Consider the following 18,187-nt stretch of genomic DNA (forward strand, 5'->3'; position numbering starts at 1 on the left):
TTTAAAAAATTGAGGATATTGCTATTCTGAACTTCCTTTCTTTATATTTGCGGCCTATTTGATAAAAAGAAAGTATATGATCTCGAGCAATGAATATTTTGATGGAATGGTAAAATCGCTAGGATACACCTCCGCTACAGGAAAATCTACTATAGGGGTAATGGAGCCTGGCGAATATGAATTTGGGACTTCCGCAAAAGAAAACATGATTGTAGTAGAAGGAGAACTCATAGCCCTACTGCCAAATGAAACGGAATGGAAATCCTTTAAGTCGGGCACTTCTTTTAAAGTAGCGGCAAACACTTCTTTTAAAGTGAAATCGGTAGGGCAAACTGCCTATCTATGTCAATACGAGTAGACTTATATTTCCAATTAGGAATTTTTGGTTCCTGTTTTTAAAGGCGTTTCACTCAATTAAATCCAGGGAGTGCAAAGAAGTTTCACATAATCTGGTTGAATTCCAGTTTTTCCCCATCCAAACCCCTTAGCGAAATATTTGCAGCCGTTTTCCCAAAAGTCCAGGAAAACGGGTTTCTCCTCTACCATGGTAAAACCGGCTTCCCTAAGTTCGCGAAAAGCCATGTTTACATCGGCCACATCAAAGGCAATATGGTCTACATGGCCATCTTTCCTCGATCTATGTTCGTCCATCTCCTTCTTGGTCACCTGATATAGTTCAATGATTACTCACTTTTGTTCCATCATGGCTACAAGTATGGTGTTATTTTCTTCTGGCACATCTATATGTGAGGCCATAATTCTTATAAATCCTGGGATCTAGAAAACTCTATGGAAGCCTCAAATTTGAAACGGGCAGACCAAGGTGCTGTAGCCGTTAAAATTGTCTTGGAGAAGTGGGGTAGTACGGCTCATTGATAATGGTTTGTTCAATATGGTAAGATTTCAAATTTATTGTTGTACTTCTTCGGAGTTTTCCTTCTTGGGTTTTTTGGTTATTAATTTTCACATACTTATGTGATTGTAGGCCTTGCGCTTTCTGTCTTCCTTTGTCAGGTATATTTTAATTTCTGTACCATGTTTTTATGGGCATCGGATTAAAAACTAAATGCCCATATATCCTTAATGTAAAATCAAAATCAAAAGTTTATGAAAAAAACAATTTTTGCGTTTGTCGTTCTTGGTATAATGACAATCGCTTGCAACTCTCCTAAACAAAAGGAATTGGCAAAAGCAGATCTTCCTAGCTTGGATGACCAGGTAAAAAGAGGGGAGTTTTTGGTTGCGACCCTTGATTGCAATGCGTGTCACTCTCCAAAGATTATGACTAATAGGGGTCCTGTACCGGATCCTGACAAGCTGTTATCCGGCCATGATTCCAATGAAACTTTGCCTTCTTATGATGCTAAAACGACTGAAACTTTCGTTTTGTTCAATATGAACGGTACGGCCGCCATTGGACCTTGGGGAACCTCCTTTGCCGGTAATTTAACCCCAGATGCTACTGGTATTGGATTTTGGAGCGAAGAGCAATTTATAAAAGCTATAAAGTTTGGAAAGTACAAAGGTCTTGAAAATAGTAGACCACTATTGCCCCCAATGCCATGGGAAGGATATTCCAAATTGCCAGATGAGGATCTAAAGGCAATATATGCCTATTTAAAGAGCATAAAGCCCGTTAAGAATATAGTACCACAGGCCATCTTACCCGGAATATAGACTATTCTTCAGCCATAAATTTTAAAGATTATTTTGGATTGCAACGGTGTCATTTTACAATTGTTAAAAAATTGAGAGCCAAACATTCAAGTGAATGGCACCGTAATTATTCTTTACCCAAACTTGTCAAAAAAGCATAAAATCAGAAATGATTTATTATAGGCTCATTTTAATAATCGGATTTGATGATTTCTTTAATTCCTTCCAAATAGGGAGTGGTTTTAAAATTAAATTGGCTATCGAATTTGTCCGAATTAAAAACGTAGTCCCTGTCGTATTGATACATCATCTCGGGCATTTCCCTCATTACAGGCGCAAAAAAGCCAAGAATCTTTACAATTAGTCTACTTGCAATTTGATACCTAGGTTTTACCCCCATTTCATTTGCAATGGCTGTTATCCACTCTATTCCTGTATACGGATTCTTTGCGGTGGGCAAATGCCAGACCTGATTGTAAGCTTTATCCGAATTGCCTAAGATTGCAGTGGCCTTGCCCGCGTCAGGCGTATAGGTAAAGGAGTGTTTATGATCTATTGAAGCCATCCAATTAGCTTTTTTACCGGTACTTAAGGGTTTAAATACGGTCTCCGTCAACATACTGGAATTTTTGATACTGGGGCCATAAAAATCCGCTGAACGGGCAATTAAAGCTTCTAGTTGACCTTCTATGACTTTGTCCATGATCATGGCAGCAATTTCTGCACGTACTTTGCCTTTCTTGCTCGAAGGATTTATTGGCGTTTCCTCATCCATTCCATTCAAATAATTGGGGTCATACATGTAGATATTGTCAAAAAACACCAATTTACTGTTGTTTTCTATACAAGCGTCGATGACATTTTTAATGAATTTTGGCCAGTTTTGCTGCCAAATTTTAAGATTATAAGGAAATCCAACCGTGACATAAACAACGGAAGAACCTTGGACGGCTTCAAAGACTTTTTTTCTGTCCGAAAGGTCTGCAGCTAATAGCTGATCGGTTTCATTTACCTTTTTCGGGTTTCGGCTTACCAACCTTATTTCATTGGTATATGCTGTTAGTGCTTTGGCCAGTTCGGTACCAATGGTTCCGCCCGAACCCAATATTGTTTGCATAGTTGCATTATTTTTTATGAATATTTTAATGTTTTAGACCTTTACTATGTTGTTGTGAGGACCGTTATATCTATTGCAATGAGGCGTTGATTGCCCGCCAACAATTTTCGATGGCCTATATAACTGGGTTAAAGTAATAAAAATTACTTGGTTTATGTTAGCTATTTTACTTTTTAGTTGCCTTATATTTAGTTTTTTAGCTGGATATTTTGTGCGAGGGAGGTATGTTCTAATTCTATAGTTCTATGCCTCTTCAATACCTGGATCCTATAAATTTATACCGAAACCCATAATAGATGTCATGAAAAAAGTAATTACGGCTCTGTTCTCGTTGGCCATAAGCATATTAGCTTACGGGCAATCCAATACAACGCAAAAAGACCTAGTTTTAAGTGCTAGGGATATTCAATTTCTGGAAATACTTACTGCAACAATAATTGATAGTTCCCGAATTTATCCAGGACAGAAGGTTGCCGACGGGATGGGTACCAACAACACTGGAATGGTCCTTGTAAAACCCGGGGGTAGGGGGAGTTATCCTGCTTTTTGGATACGCGATTATGCCATGTCTTTGGATACGGGATTTATCACAGAGGAAGAACAACGTAATATGTTAAGGCTTACCGCTGCTACACAAGCCGACAGAACTTGGATTACCAAAAATGGGGCTTTAATTCCTTTTGGTGCCATAGCCGATCATATTCGTATGGATGAAAGTCTGCCAATATACTTTCCGGGTACGTATAGTTTTGAAGAACAGGGCACTCCAGAGTTTGGTAGGACGCCGCCCTATGGCGATCAGTTTTTCTTTGTGCATATGGCCTATTACTATATTAAAACTACAGGCGATATATCCGTTTTGGAACAGGATATACATGGGATTAGGCTTATAGACCGACTCGAAATTGCCTTCAATGTTCCTCCCTCCGGTTTGGTTAATCATATCGTCACCACCACGGACCATTTCAGGGGTATCGATTTTGGATTTAGGGATGTAATGACCATTACGGGCAATTTGTGCTATCCGTCCATATTAAAATTTAAGGCTGCCATGGAGCTTGCGGAATTGTTTGAAAAACGAAACAATCCGGTTAAGGTGGAGAAGTATAGGCTGATTGCCAATAATATCAAGGAAGCAATACCACAATTGTTTATGGATGAAAGGGGTATGCTAAAAGCATCTACCGGAAAAGGAAATCAGGCGGACGTTTGGTCATCGGCCTTGGCCATATACTACAATATCCTTAGTAGGGAAGACATGGAAAGAACAAGCCGTTTCTTGGCCAAAGCCTACGAAAATGGGCATTTGTCCTACAAAGGTAACATTAGGCACATTTTAACCACCGATGACTTTGATGAATCCACCGCTTGGGAATTTTCCTTGGCCCAAAAAAACACTTACCAGAATGGGGCCTATTGGGGCACTCCAACAGGGTGGGTGTGTTATGCCATAGCCAAAACCAATTTTAAACTTGCCCAGCAATTGGCAAAGGAGTACATAGACGATCTACGCCAGAACGATTTTAGAAAAGGCCCGGAATATGGGGCGCCTTATGAGTGTTTCCATCCTTCCGGGCATAAACAAAATCCTTTGTATATGACCACTTTGAGTTGTCCTTTGGCGGCGTTTGGAAATATTGTAAAACCGTGATAAGGCTCTTTTTTATTCATTTATCCAAGTCAACAAAACCAATTGATATTTCTAAAGGACGTTCAGGAATTCCAACCTGCGCATTACCTCTGAATCCTCGGAGACCACTTTGGACATCTTATCGAGCTCAATATTAAAATTATAGCCGTAATCACCAGAATTCATCAACACGATCGAATTTAAGATCAGTAGGGCTTCACTTGGTTTTTCTGTAGCGTACAAAGCATTTGTCATTAACAAGGATGGGTCCGATTTCTTTACGATACCCAGGAATTCGGCGGCACGCACCTTGTTGATCAGCTCCGAGTCTTTGGTAGAGATTTTCCTTATTGTTGCCTCCATACCAATAGCCTGTTCCCCAAAAGAACTGCAAACAATTATGGCCCAATATCTTTCCCAAGGATCGGATGAGTCCAAGGCTTGGGTTAAAGAATTTTCTGCCTCCCTAAAGTTCAAAAGACCTAGATCAGCAATTTCTATATATTTTTCAATTTCCTTTTTGTGTTTTTGTCCAAAGGCCACCGGGTTGTTAAACGCCTCCCTGATCAGATGGTGTTCAGGGTAGAAAGAAAGATCTGGCATTCTTTTTACCCATGTGTTGAGTCTGTTTCGCAGGTCCAATAGTGTAGCCTTATGTTCTGGATCATTGGCCAGATTTTTGGTTTCATAGGGGTCGGTATCAATATCAAAAAGCATTTCTGGCGCACGGTTTTCAAAAAAGGCCGACTGTATTTCGTTGAGCTCTCCCTTGTCATACAAAGACTGCCATTCCTGGTAAGCCAATTGCTTGTAACGATAATTGTTCATTAAGCCATCAAAATTAAAGGGCTGATAGTTTCTAATATATTTATACTTCCCTTTTCGTACGGCCCTTACCATATCATATTTTTCGTCGAACCTATCTGCATAACTATAGGTCTCATCCCGTGAGTTTAACTCTTCAGCACTTATATCCTGGCCTAAAAAGGCCTTTCCATCTATTTCCTTGGGGATATCTATGCCTGCAAGGTTTAATACTGTTGGAGCCAAATCAATAAAGCTTACAAAACCGTTTACGGAGCTGCCAATAGGACTGTTTACAAGGTGTTTGTATTTTTCGGGAACGTGGACTACCATGGGAACATGGAGTCCCGTTTCATAGAGGTAACCCTTGCTTCCCGGTAGTACACCACCATGGTCCCCATAGTAAAAAATGAAGGTATCACCCAAGCGGCCATCTTCCTTTAGTTCCTTGATTATTTCCCCAACCTGGCGGTCCATTTCCCTGATTTTGTCGCGATATAGGGCATTGGTGTATTTAAATAAATCAGTATCGGGGTGGTTGGGTTGAATTTCAAAAGAGTTTTGATCCGTTTCAGGAGTGTTGGTTTCCATGTCTTCGGCGGAAAAGTGCATACTGGATTCATGAGAGACCCCAATATTAAAAACATGGAAAAAAGGTTGATTTTCATCTCTGTTTCTCCAACTTGCCTTCTTTGAAGACTCGTCCCAAACTCCTTCGGTTTTGTTTATATTATAATCTTCCTTGCTATTATTGGTAGTGTAATAACCGGCCTCCCTTAGATAGGCAGGAAACATTTTTAGTGAATCGGGCATGGGGACAGTAGCGATCTTTCTATGAAATTGCGCCCCTATACGCGGTCCGTAGCAACCGGATATAATCGCGGACCGAGCAACACTGCAGACCGGGGCATTGGAAAATGCACGATTAAATATCAGGCCCCGTTCTGCCAAGGATTCAATATTCGGGGTGGCAATGCCATTCTCGTCAAAAAGCTTTAGGTAGTGTTTGGAATTATCCTCAGAAGTGATCCATACAATATTGGGGGGCAGCTCCTCTTTCGGTTTTGTTTGGCAACTTATAATAGTGATGGCGCACAAAAGGATTGCACAATTGTTGAGAATTATGCTATTATTAATTTTAAACATTTTGGTTACACGGTTTTAATTTATGGTAGGTTATTTTTGGTACTTGATTGTTGTTAAAGTTCCCAATATAGCAAATCTTCTATATCCATGTTGTTTTTTTTGGCAGTTTTAAGGTCTATGAATGAAGTATTTTTATCTTTATAAATCATAAGTAGTATCTTATTTAAAACACTTATTTTTATTGAAACGGATGTTAAGTAAACATCTGCTTACATCAAAAGAATTATGAAAAGCGAAAGAACCCATATTGTTTCAACCATGTTTTTATGGTTAATGTTTTTGTCTACCTTTCAATTGATTGCGCAAGAGCATCTTGATGTTGACCATCAAAAGAAAATGCATGAACGCAATGCGATGGGAGACGGAACATCATTAAAGGTTTTACTTTTTTCCGGTACAGGTTGGTTCCGACATCCGGACATTCCCATTGTAAATGGTTGGATTGTAAGGCTAGGTGCCGAACACAATATGCAGATAGATGTAAGTGAAACTGGAAATGATATATCCAAGGAAAAGCTGAGCTATTATGATGTATTGCTGTTCAACAATGCAAATGTTCTGGACAAAGTTTTCAATGAAGATCAACGCAATGCCATAGAGGAATGGTATAAAGCTGGGGGAGCTATAGTTGGCTTACATGCATTGTTGGTGCATCAGGAAAATTGGCCCTGGATAATGGAATTGGGCGGTTGTGATTTTAATAGTGATTCTGAATTTCTAAAAGCGAAAGTGGTAGTTGATTCTGCCGCGATGGATCATCCTGCAGTTAAGGGGATGGGCAAAGAGTTTTGGTACGAGGCGGATTGGACCAACCACACCAACACCGTTACCAGTTTGCCTGGAGTGCAGGTTTTACTCAGGGTGGATGAATCCACATACGAACCGGTCAGGGAATATTTCAAGACTAGAGGTGGCGTGGCCATGGGAAAAGATCATCCTATTGCCTGGACCCGCGTTTGGGGCGGAGGAAGATTTTTTTATACAGAGTTGGGGCATGACATTCGCTCATTGGATACGGATTTTGGACGACAACATCTTATAGAAGGAATAAAATGGGTAGTGAGAAAAGATTGATATTTCCTTTGTAAGCCTTTGCTTACCTAGATGTTTTTTATATCGAAAGAATAATTACATTTATGCGGAGACCAACTTTATGGATTTATCAAAAAAAAGCCTACAACATTAACCGCTAACGCGCCATAAGCTTAAATACTCCAATTAACTTCAAAGCATTAATTACAATTTGTAAATTTAGCTTATTCCAATGTTTGGGTCGTGTAATAAGTTTCGATTGCATAGTTCGCACCAGATTACTCCTCAAAGTTTTAAGACAGTAGCTCCAAGGACAAAAATACATTGGTATAGGATTAAATCTGTGTAGCTATTCCTTGGTTTTAGCCTTAGCTTTATTTTCTATAAATAATCATATCATGGTCTTATTTAAACATATCCTTTGCGGTTTAATGATGGCATTGCTGGGCGGTACTTCGTTGGCCCAAAATACCTTTCAAAATCCTATTCAAAAGAGGGGGCGACTGGGGTCTCCCTTGGTAGAAACCTCCCCTTTTGTCTTTGGGGATAGGTTGTATTTATTGGAAAACAACCAACGGTTCTGGGATGTGGAAGGAGCCAGGCCAGGGGATTATTTTCATGAGGATGAGGTGCGTATCAGGGAGGTGGAATCCAATAAAATAATTTCGGTGCCCTTAAAAAACCACGGGTTCGGTACCGCTCTGGTTTGGAACGATCGTGTTTATGTTTTTGCCGGTAACTACGGAGAGGGCAAGCCTTGGCGGCATATGACAGAGATTACCATGACAAGTTCTTCAGATCTAAAAAATTGGACCAAGCCCCAAGTGGTACTGAGGGCGGCCGAGGGAGAATCTTTTTTTAACACTGCAGTCTGCCGGGGTAAAAATGAGTTTATTCTGCTTTATGAAACCAATGATAAGCGCTGGAAGCCGTTTACCTTCAGGTATATGAAATCGACCGACCTTACAAATTGGGAAGCAATCCCCGAAGCCCTATATGGTGTGGGTAAATATGTGGGTGGCCCTGCCCTATATTACGAAGCGGACTGGTATTATACACTTTATTTGGAGGCTTTGAAGCCTGGATATGAAACCCGAATTACACGCTCCAAAGATTTGATTCATTGGGAGGATGCACCGGCTGGGAGACCTTTTATAAGCTTTGACCCTACCCATAAAAATATTCCTTTAATAGACCCAAGTATTAGTGAAAGTAATGCTTCCGATGTTGAACTATGCTATTTTGAAGGGCGAACTATTCTTTATTTTACAGGAAGCGACCAGACTACAGCCGGAGATTTGCAATGGGCAACCTATGATGGGGCACCCGGACATTTATTTGAGCATTTTTTTAAAAAAACCGATGAATTTTCCTCAGAGCCCCCAGAACATGAGGGGGATTGGACTCCGGTTCTGATATCGCCTCAGAACAATCTGGAGAATACCAATGCTTCCAATATAGGGATACGCAGAAAACCGACTCCCCAGCAATGGGACTTTCAAGAAAGACAGATGGGGGCGTTTATCCACTTTGGTCCAGCTACATATATAGCATCGGATTTTATGAGTGTGCCGGCTGCGGATCTTTTTAATCCGTCGCAACTAAATGCGGAACAATGGGTGAAAACGGCCAAATCGTTTGGGGCAAAACACATTGTTTTAACTGCCAAACACCATAATGGGTATTGTTTATGGCCCACGAAAACCACTGATTACTCCGTTAAAAAATCACCATGGAAAAATGGTAAGGGAGATGTTGTTGCGGAATTTGTTGAGGCCTGTAGGAACAATGATATTAAAATTGGACTATATATATCTGGAGGGGATAAACATTTTGGGGTAACCAGTACTCCCGATCCCCAAGGGGAAAGAAAGTTGGTAGGTAATATTCACCAATACTTCCCTGTATTTCTGGAACAATTGAGGGAATTATTGACCAACTATGGTGAAGTATCTTATGTGTGGTTTGATGGTGCCTATGACCCTTTCGGCTGGGATGTTGTGGATCCCAAAACCATGAAGCCATTAGGTACCGCTTATGGCGATGCCATTAGAACTATGGTGGAACATTTGCAGCCCAATGCTTTGGTCATGGGAGGTACAAAACCAGATGTGCGATGGTCGGGCAGCGAGCAAGGTTGGGCTGCTTACCCGCTTTGGAATGTTTTGGAGCCTGGGGAGGGATTTGACCACTGGGTAGGGCCGCAAAATGCAGGTTGGATACCAGCTGAGGCCAATATACATCCTAGGGAGAAGTGGTTTTGGACCCCTAATTCCGATAGTACTTTAAGGAGTTTGGACTACTTAAAAAAAGTATATCTGGAAACCATAGGAAGAGGGGCCAATATCCTAATCAATATGACACCGGATACCAATGGATTAATTCCTGAACAGGAAGTACGACGATTAAAGGAATTGGGTGTGTCAATAGACAAGGTGTATTCCAACCCCTTGGGCAGGGCAGAGGCAACAGATCTTTCACAGGAAAGTGAAATTTTTATAAATCTCCCTAAAAAGAAAACCATTAACCTTTTGGTAATTGAAGAACAACTTCGGTTAGGGCAATTTATAAAGGAGTACAATGTGGAAGCCTATATTAAGGGGAAATGGGTAAGTATCGCAAAAGGACAAAGTGTTGGAAGGAAACGAATTCAGACATTTGAAAAAATCAGAACAAATAAACTTAGGCTATCCTTGAAGAGCGTGGAAGATAAAGGTGCTATTCGAAGCTTTACCGTTTATGATACTGATTTTTAAAGGATTGTTAATGATAGATACGTACAGCACAGGTTGTTTTAATGCGAGTAGAATTGGGAGGAGTAATTATTTAAGGAATTTCTTTTTCATCATTGGATTATTGTTGATAGGACGTTTTTCAGGAGAAGCACAATCCAAGACGGAGATAAGAATAGATTCAGGAAGCCCATCCTTGGTTATTGACGGTGAGATTTATCCTCCATATGCCTATATGTCCTATTTGGGAGAGGAGGAATATTATAAAGAAATAGCGGCGACCGGTATCCATATTTATAATATTCCGGCTTATTTGGGAGAGGGCGGAATCAATACTGTTTCAGGTATAGGTCCTTTCAGGGCCCCGATTTGGTTGGGGGAAGGCCAATATGATTTTTCCAGTTTGGAGAGTGATTTTGAAAAAATCATAAGATCAGATCCAAAGGCAAAGGTTATTATCCGTTTCTACCTGGATCCCCCGGAGTGGTGGACAGAATTGTACCCGGAAGCTGCTGCCCATATGCCAGATGGTACTTCTTTTCGCCAGTGTTTTGCATCTAAAATATGGCAGGAAAAAACAGGGGAAGTACTCCGAGACTGTTTAGATAGGCTTCTAGGTTCCCAATACTCCAAATATTTGGCAGGAATCCATGTTGCCAGTGGCTTTACTGAGGAATGGTTTTATCATCCCAAACAATATCAGGATCAAAATCCGGCCCGCTTACAAGCCTTTAGGCAATGGTTGAAGAACAGTTATAAGAACAAAGATGCCTTACGAGTGGCGTGGAACCAACCTTTGCTTACTTTTGAAAATGCCCAGCTGGCGAACATTGATGAGCCTTCAAAAAGTACGGAATGGCGCAATCCAGATCACGAACAGAATTATATTGACACCTATCGCTTCCAGGCTGAGGTCATGGTAGATAATATTGCCTATTTCAGTAAAATTGTAAAAGAAAAGAGCCATGGCAATCTTTTAACGGGGGCCTTTTATGGCTATCATTATTTTGTTGGGGATCCTAGGCGAGGACACGGGGCCCTGGCCAAGTTGTTGGATTGTCAGGATCTTGATTATCTGTCCAGTCCCAATGTCTATAATCGCGTAGCAGGGGAGGACTGGCCCCCAATGGCGGCCATAAACTCTGTTCAGCTCCATGGTAAATTATGGCTTACTGAAAACGATACCAGAACCTCCATAACCACCTTGTTAAAAGATCGCTCAAACGACATAGCGCCTCCAGGACAGTATGAGAGCGGCGTATGGTTGGGTCCAGAGGATATGGATACCTCGGTATCTTTTTTATGGAAAAATACGGCAAGAATGTTGGCCTATGGCTATGGAGGCTGGTGGTTTGATATGTGGGGAGGGTGGTTTAATGCTCCCGAACTACTGAATGTTATAGAAAAGACTCAACAATTGCATACCCTATTTCCGGCATCATTGGGTATAAAGATGAAATCCCAAGTGGGTGTGGTGGTAGATGAAGAACTCTCTTTTTGGGATCCAACCTATGGGCATCTTACAGAGAATATCTTGTCCAACAGATATCCTCTGGCAAAAACCGGGAATTCATACGATCTTTTTCTTAGGACGGATTTAGAAAATATGGCGACCTCCCAATATAAGCTAGTCTGGCTGTTGGGATTGCTAGAACTGAATTCAAAGGAAAAAAAGAGGATACAAAAGTGGACTAAACAGGGGGTTACTGTACTCTGGACAAACGGAAAGGGAACAAACATATTCCGTCCAAATAGAGAACAATTGTTTCTTGATGGAAAACTGAATTGGTCTGCTACAGAATTAGGAGAATTATGGGAAGGAGCAGGCGTACACCGTTATATTCAGACAGACGATGTCTTTTATATTGGCAAAAACTGGCTGGGCATACATACCATAAACGGTGGGGAAAAGACAATCAATTTTCCGTTTAGGGCACAGATAGTAGATCCCGTAAAAAATGTAATACTGGCCGATGCTACAAGACAATTGCATTTGATAATGAAACCAAAATCGACCTTACTTTTAAGAGTGAACCCTTTGGAGGAATAGAACAGCCATAATATTGGCCGGCCTATGTAAAATTGTATTTCTGTTAAACCTGTATATGGAAGGTACTTCTCCTCACATAAAGAAGAATTTTTTGATGGTTATCCCTAAACCCTTTATATTTATTCTCCTTAACCTGAGTTTTATCCAAACAAACAAACCATATGAAAGCACTACCATTATTTTCCCTTTTTACTCTATGTCTTTTGTGTTTGCACAGCTGTGCAGAGAAAGAAGAGCAGAAGCCCCAAAAGCCCAACATTCTGTTCATCATGTCCGATGATCATGCCTATCAGGCTATTAGTTCCTATAGTGATCATTTGATCCAAACCCCAAATATTGATCGTTTAGCCAAGGAGGGCATGTTGTTCAGAAATGCCAGCGTTACCAATTCCATCTGTGCCCCCTCCAGGGCCACTATACTTACCGGAAAACATACCCATATAAATGGAAAAATAGATAACCACAATCCCTTTGATACTACCCAGGTTACCTTCCCCCAACTGTTTCAGAATGCGGGTTACCAAACGGCCATGTTCGGGAAACTGCATTTTGGGAACAATCCCAAGGGAGTGGACGATTTTATGATCCTGCCAGGGCAGGGACATTATATTAACCCGGACTTTATTACTCAAAAGGGAGATACGACTATTACTGGCTATGTAACAGATATCATTACAGATATGAGTTTGGAATGGTTGGATAAAAAACGGGATCCCAATAAGCCGTTTCTTCTTATGTACCTGCATAAGGCACCCCATAGACCATGGTGGCCTAGAGCTGATAAGTTTAAGGAATATTCCCAAAAAACCTTTCCCTTGCCAGAGACTCTATTCGATGACTATTCCAACAGGGGCACTGCGGCCAAAACGGCTGAAATGAATCTTTTATATCATATGCAGTATAGCCATGATAGCAAGATATGGCCAGAAACCTTGGAGGCCATGGGAGACGTGGAGCCATTTGTTGAAGGGTCCCAAGCCAATGTGAACAATGAATTCAATCGCGGAAACGAGGAACAAAAGAGTCAGTACAAACCTATTATAGACGCCATAAACCAAGAATTTAAAGAGAAATGGCCTACCATGACGGACGAGGAAAAAATGATATGGAAATACCAGCGGTATATGCAGGACTATTTGGGAAGTATTTCCTCTGTGGATGACAATGTGGGCAGGGTACTGGATTACTTGGACGAGAATGGCTTGGCCGAAAATACCATAGTGGTATACACCTCGGATCAAGGATTCTATTTAGGGGAGCATGGTTGGTTCGACAAGCGCTTTATTTACGATGAGTCATTTAAAACACCGCTTCTTATCCGTTGGCCCAATGAAATAAAGCCAGGAACCACAGAGGAGGAAATGGTGCAAAACCTGGATTTTGCCCAAACCTTTTTGGAAGCCGCCCAAATTAAGGCTCCAGAAGATATGCAGGGAGAAAGTCTTATGCCGTTGTTAAAAGGCCAGGCAGACCAATGGAACAGGGAGGCCGTCTACTACCAATATTATGAGTATCCCAGTGTGCATATGGTAAAGCGTCATTATGGAATAGTTACCAAGGAATATAAACTGGCCCATTTTTATTATGATGTGGACGAATGGGAATTATATGATCGCAAAAAAGATCCAAAGGAATTGAACAATGTTTATGATGATCCGGAATATGCGGATATCGTGAAAGAGCTCAAGGAAAAACTCGCCCAGCTTAGGGTAAAATATAAGGATTCCAAAGAACTGGACGACAAGTATATTGAACAGAGCAAGAAGTATTAGAAACACTCATTTAGGGCACTCTTAAAAATTGGGCGGGGTATAATCCCGCCCAATTTTTTTGTTAAATGGCCTATTCATTGTTACATAAGAAATTGGTTGGTAGGGCAAAGATAACTGTTGAAGATTTTCATTAAAATGGCTGTGGGGATGTTTTAAAGCCAAAAACAGATTATATTCGGGCCTATTTTACGATTTTCTTAATTCATGCCCTAATTCCTTATCATTTTTAGTTTATATTGTTTTATGCGATTTTTTAATGTAAAAACAACCCCCCTATTCGTTTTTATTTTTTGCACAACCATCTGTTTTGCTCAAAATGCAACTTCTAATTCCGATAATTCTGCGATTAAAATTTGGAATAATCCCAATGCAGCTAGCCAAAATAACCCGAAAAGTGCTCTAATCCATCCAGAAAGAAAATACAAATTACAGCAAATAGATAATTCCCTCGGCCTATCGAACAGTTCCATCAATGCAATTTTTCAAGATTCGGACAACTTGCTTTGGATTGGAACCTGGGATGGCTTAAATCGCTATGACGGGAGTAAATTCAAAATATTTCGCCCTGAATTGAATAATGAGAATAGCTTAAGTAATCAGGTAATACTTAATATTCTTGAGGACAAGACGGGTCAAATATGGGTGTCGACCATTCATGGCATAAATAGTTATGATAAGAGAACAAATAGCTTTAGGCGTTATTATTTTTCAAGAATAAACAACCCTCCGGTCTCGGAATCAGAATTTACCATTGCTTTGGATTCCTCCAAAACAGTATTCTGTGCAATAAAGGACTGGGGTATAGGCTACTTTTTCGAGGATGGTTTTATACAATTGAATTCTTTTAATCTTCCCTCCGAGGCGGTTAAAAAGATGGTGTTCACACCTTCAGGGGATCTACTTCTTCTATATGACAATAGTGAATTGTACCAATTGAAAATAACTCCCGGGGAAAATGCTCAAAAAAGGATATCAAATAGTGAGTTGGTTGCTGAAAATGTAAATGGGTTCGAAATCCTACAAAATGAAAAGTTATGTATTATTTCAAAGACAGGTGAGATGGACATTTCCTCATTGTTGGATCAAGGATCGGTTGAAGTTGATGAAAGGAATGTTAATAACATAATAGGATCTATATCCGAGGGACTCCTACTGTCCAATAAATCCGAGTTTTTAATTATAGATAGTTTAGGGAAAAGAGTAAATCTTCCTTGGCAAAAATATCTTAAAGAGCAAAAGATAACTACTATCTTTCAAGGGAATGAAAACGTTATTTGGGTAGGTACCGATGGGGAGGGTATTTTTAAGTTATATCCGCTCAGAAAATCCTTTCATTTAGTTACCAAGTCGCAAGTTCCTGAATTCAGTGAAGGTATTATTAGAACATTTACAGAGTCTGAGGGAAATTCTTTTTGGATAGGAACCAAAGGAAAAGGATTGTTCCGCTTTCCTCCCCAATTTTATGAGAATTCAAATGAGTCCTTGCCTTATGAAAATTATAATCAGAATAATAGCGGGATCAACAATTCAGTTTATGCATTGCATAAAGGACAAGATAGCTTAATTTTTATCGGAACGGATGGAGAGGGAATTGATGTTTTTGATTTGAAAAGGTCAAAACTTGTAAATTGGTCCCAAATCTTGCAAAGTAATCAGTGTGAATACTTTAAGTCGACCTATGCCATTTTTCAGGATATAAATGGCTTTATATGGCTGGGTACCAATGGTTATGGAATGATTCGCCTAAAAATCCAACGCTTTGGAGATAAACTAAAGGTTTCTGAATTCAAGAAGTATGTCGCAGGGGAATATGAAGAAAACAGGCTAAGCAGTAATATTATTTTCTCAATACTTCCTAGGAACGACAGGGAACTATGGATAGGTACACGGTTAGGAGGGTTGAACCTTTTTAATAAGGAATCCGACTCATTCCAGGTTTTTAAGAATAAAAGGAACGAACTGCGCAGCCTATCCAATGATGATATTTTATGCCTCTATAAAGATTTAAAAGATAATCTATGGGTAGGAACAAGTTTCGGGTTGAATTTATTGCAGGAAATAGGAAGTGATGGGGAAGCATATTTTAGACGTTATACCGTAAATGAAGGCTTGCCGAATAATACTATCCATGGAATTATTTCCGACAAAAAATCAAACCTTTGGATAAGTACTAATTATGGTCTTTCCAATTTTGTAGTCGATGAATCCAGATTTATCAATTTTACCGAAAATGAGGGTTTACAAAACAATGAGTTTGCGGATGGAGCCTTTTATAAAGGTGCCGACTCTGATTACGTATTTATGGGGGGAATTAAAGGATTTAACTATTTTTTGCCTTCGGAAATAGAAGAAGATCCGTTTGTTCCCGATATTCTTATTGATAAAATAAGTGGTCAAAATATGAAGGAGCCATACTATCAAAATCTGGTGGTCTCCCCAAACGGCAACAGCTTTCCATCTATCAATTTGGAGCACGATGAGAATTATTTCGACATAGACATTGCAGCCCTAACCTTTATTCACAGTGAAAAATGCACATATGCCTATCAGCTTATAGGTTTTGACAACGAATGGGTGTACATCAATAACCGAAGAAATATTTCCTTTACGAATGTGCCACCTGGTAAATATTCACTATTGTTAAAATGGACCAATAGCGATGGTATTTGGAGCAATCCCACAAAAGCAATAGATATTAAGATCGATCCCATTATTTGGCGAACTAATGTGGCATACGCTGTCTATTTGCTACTTTTCCTTCTATTGCTTGTTTTGATTTACAGTTACTATCAAAAAAAACAATCTTTAATACAAAATATTATCAATCAAAAAAGAGAAGAAGAAATTCATCAAAACCGTCTTACTTTCTTTACCAATGTAGCACACGAGTTCCAAACTCCTTTGACTTTGATTACCGGACCTGTTCAAAAACTATCAGAAATGGTGGGTTTAAGTGAAAAGAACCAGAGGTTTATAAATATGATAGAAAGGAACTCATCTAGATTACTCTTTTTAACACAACAATTACTCGAATTTAGAAAAGCGGAAAGCAATTATGTGGAGGTTAGGGTGAGACAATTCGATCTAGTGAATTTAATAGAGCAAATTGCCGAATTATTTGATGAATGGGCCATTCAGAAAAATATTGAATACGAATTGGAAATGCCATCCTTATTGCAGGGGTGGTTCGACAAGGATAAAATTGAGAAGATCGTATTTAACCTTTTGTCCAATGCCTTTAAGTATACTCCAGAAAATGGAAATATTAATCTAAAGTTATTTATTGAGGACGATTACGATATTCTTAATATTATAGTATCCAATTCTGGAGAGGGTATTGCCAAAGAAAAATTGGAGCGCGTATTTACGAGATTTGTATTGTTGGATGAGAGTAAGGATACGGATACCGATAAGTTTAGGACTGGGATAGGATTGGCATATGTAAAAAGTTTGGTGACAGTTTTGAAAGGTGAGATTACGGTTACGAGCGAAGTCAAGAAAGAGACCTCATTTAAGGTTTTGATTCCCTGTAACAAGGGGAGCTTTAAGGATACTGAATTGGAAGAGCATTCCGGGCAGGTAAATATATCCTATCACCTAAAAAACATTTTGGAAGATGGATCTGGCAATTCTGAAGATATTTCAAATAAATTAACATCACTTGATGTCCTTCAAAATAAACGTAAAGTTGTTTTGATTGTTGAGGACGAAAAAGATGTAAGGGTATTTTTAAAAGAACTATTGATAGATAAATATAATGTTCTAACAGCCAATAATGGGGCCGAGGCTTTGGAATTAATGAAAAAGGAAATGCCAGATCTGATTATAAGTGACCTTATGATGCCAGAAATGGATGGAATGGAATTATGTAAAAAAATAAGGAACAATAACCTTTCATGTCATATTCCTTTTATAATGCTTACATCCAAAAATTCTGTCATTCATAGTATTGAAGGATTGGAAAGTGGAGCAAATTCATATATTCCCAAACCCTTTCATCCAGATTATTTGCAGGTGAAAGTTCAAAATCTCCTGGAAGAAAAGGAGGTGATGCTTAAATATCTATCCAAGGAAACACCTATGGAAAGCTTTACAAATGTTTTAGAGCATGAAGAACATAAGGACTTCATGAAAAAGGTTTTGAAAATTATTCATAACAATAGTAACCGTTGCACAACCCCGTAATTATTAAAACAACGACCTCGATAACTGCTTTTTAAGGTGGTTTTGTTTTTTAAGCACCCGAAC

11 protein-coding genes are annotated in these 18,187 nt (G+C 39.5%); 8 read left to right on the top strand and 3 right to left on the bottom strand.

Going from position 1 to position 18,187, the window contains the following annotated elements; translation table 11 throughout:
• Window positions 1-76: 76 nt before the first annotated feature.
• Window positions 77-358: a pyrimidine/purine nucleoside phosphorylase gene (locus MWU84_RS20740; protein WP_246905291.1), complete on the top strand. Its 282-nt coding sequence runs from the start codon at window positions 77-79 to the stop codon at window positions 356-358.
• A gap of 56 nt (window positions 359-414) precedes the next feature.
• On the opposite strand, the gene MWU84_RS20745 is transcribed toward MWU84_RS20740, so the two are convergent.
• Window positions 415-666, bottom strand: a complete 252-nt coding sequence (locus MWU84_RS20745) for a VOC family protein (protein ID WP_246905296.1) — start codon at window positions 664-666, stop codon at window positions 415-417.
• 441 nt (window positions 667-1,107) lie between these two features.
• On the opposite strand from MWU84_RS20745, the gene MWU84_RS20750 reads away from it, so the two are divergent.
• Complete coding sequence (locus MWU84_RS20750) at window positions 1,108-1,677, top strand: c-type cytochrome (protein ID WP_246905298.1); 570 nt, start codon at window positions 1,108-1,110, stop codon at window positions 1,675-1,677.
• Between the two features lie 169 nt (window positions 1,678-1,846).
• On the opposite strand, the gene MWU84_RS20755 is transcribed toward MWU84_RS20750, so the two are convergent.
• Window positions 1,847-2,773 carry an NAD(P)H-binding protein gene (locus MWU84_RS20755; protein ID WP_246905301.1) on the bottom strand — a complete coding sequence of 309 codons (927 nt, stop codon included), beginning with the start codon at window positions 2,771-2,773 and terminating at the stop codon, window positions 1,847-1,849.
• A 301-nt stretch (window positions 2,774-3,074) separates the two neighbouring features.
• Here MWU84_RS20755 and MWU84_RS20760 point away from each other — a divergent pair, with 301 nt between their 5' ends.
• Entirely contained in the window at window positions 3,075-4,424 is a 1,350-nt protein-coding gene (locus MWU84_RS20760; RefSeq protein WP_246905304.1) for a hypothetical protein, read from the top strand.
• A 51-nt stretch (window positions 4,425-4,475) separates the two neighbouring features.
• On the opposite strand, the gene MWU84_RS20765 is transcribed toward MWU84_RS20760, so the two are convergent.
• Window positions 4,476-6,353, bottom strand: coding sequence for a sulfatase (locus MWU84_RS20765; protein ID WP_246905305.1), 1,878 nt, complete (start codon window positions 6,351-6,353; stop codon window positions 4,476-4,478).
• A 225-nt stretch (window positions 6,354-6,578) separates the two neighbouring features.
• On the opposite strand from MWU84_RS20765, the gene MWU84_RS20770 reads away from it, so the two are divergent.
• The 5 genes from MWU84_RS20770 to MWU84_RS20790 all read left to right on the top strand — a co-directional run bounded on the left by MWU84_RS20770 (window position 6,579) and on the right by MWU84_RS20790 (window position 18,124).
• Complete coding sequence (locus MWU84_RS20770; RefSeq protein ID WP_246905307.1) at window positions 6,579-7,427, top strand: ThuA domain-containing protein; 849 nt, start codon at window positions 6,579-6,581, stop codon at window positions 7,425-7,427.
• Between the two features lie 356 nt (window positions 7,428-7,783).
• Complete coding sequence (locus MWU84_RS20775) at window positions 7,784-10,141, top strand: alpha-L-fucosidase (protein ID WP_246905309.1); 2,358 nt, start codon at window positions 7,784-7,786, stop codon at window positions 10,139-10,141.
• Window positions 10,142-10,151: 10 nt separating this feature from the next.
• Window positions 10,152-12,167 (top strand): beta-galactosidase, encoded by a 2,016-nt coding sequence (locus tag MWU84_RS20780; protein WP_246905311.1) that lies wholly within the window; start codon window positions 10,152-10,154, stop codon window positions 12,165-12,167.
• Between the two features lie 161 nt (window positions 12,168-12,328).
• Window positions 12,329-13,939: a sulfatase gene (locus MWU84_RS20785; RefSeq protein ID WP_246905312.1), complete on the top strand. Its 1,611-nt coding sequence runs from the start codon at window positions 12,329-12,331 to the stop codon at window positions 13,937-13,939.
• A gap of 243 nt (window positions 13,940-14,182) precedes the next feature.
• Window positions 14,183-18,124 (top strand): two-component regulator propeller domain-containing protein, encoded by a 3,942-nt coding sequence (locus tag MWU84_RS20790; RefSeq protein WP_246905314.1) that lies wholly within the window; start codon window positions 14,183-14,185, stop codon window positions 18,122-18,124.
• The last annotated feature ends 63 nt before the right edge of the window (window positions 18,125-18,187 follow it).

This window comes from Arenibacter sp. F20364, assembly GCF_023015905.1.
Classification (GTDB): domain Bacteria; phylum Bacteroidota; class Bacteroidia; order Flavobacteriales; family Flavobacteriaceae; genus Arenibacter.

Coding starts and splice junctions, on each gene's coding strand:
- MWU84_RS20740 (WP_246905291.1), top strand. CDS start 77: ATGATCTCGAGCAATGAATATTTTGATGGAATGGTAAAATCGCTAGGA.
- MWU84_RS20750 (WP_246905298.1), top strand. CDS start 1,108: ATGAAAAAAACAATTTTTGCGTTTGTCGTTCTTGGTATAATGACAATC.
- MWU84_RS20755 (WP_246905301.1), bottom strand. CDS start 2,773: ATGCAAACAATATTGGGTTCGGGCGGAACCATTGGTACCGAACTGGCC.
- MWU84_RS20760 (WP_246905304.1), top strand. CDS start 3,075: ATGAAAAAAGTAATTACGGCTCTGTTCTCGTTGGCCATAAGCATATTA.
- MWU84_RS20765 (WP_246905305.1), bottom strand. CDS start 6,353: ATGTTTAAAATTAATAATAGCATAATTCTCAACAATTGTGCAATCCTT.
- MWU84_RS20770 (WP_246905307.1), top strand. CDS start 6,579: ATGAAAAGCGAAAGAACCCATATTGTTTCAACCATGTTTTTATGGTTA.
- MWU84_RS20775 (WP_246905309.1), top strand. CDS start 7,784: ATGGTCTTATTTAAACATATCCTTTGCGGTTTAATGATGGCATTGCTG.
- MWU84_RS20780 (WP_246905311.1), top strand. CDS start 10,152: ATGATAGATACGTACAGCACAGGTTGTTTTAATGCGAGTAGAATTGGG.
- MWU84_RS20785 (WP_246905312.1), top strand. CDS start 12,329: ATGAAAGCACTACCATTATTTTCCCTTTTTACTCTATGTCTTTTGTGT.
- MWU84_RS20790 (WP_246905314.1), top strand. CDS start 14,183: ATGCGATTTTTTAATGTAAAAACAACCCCCCTATTCGTTTTTATTTTT.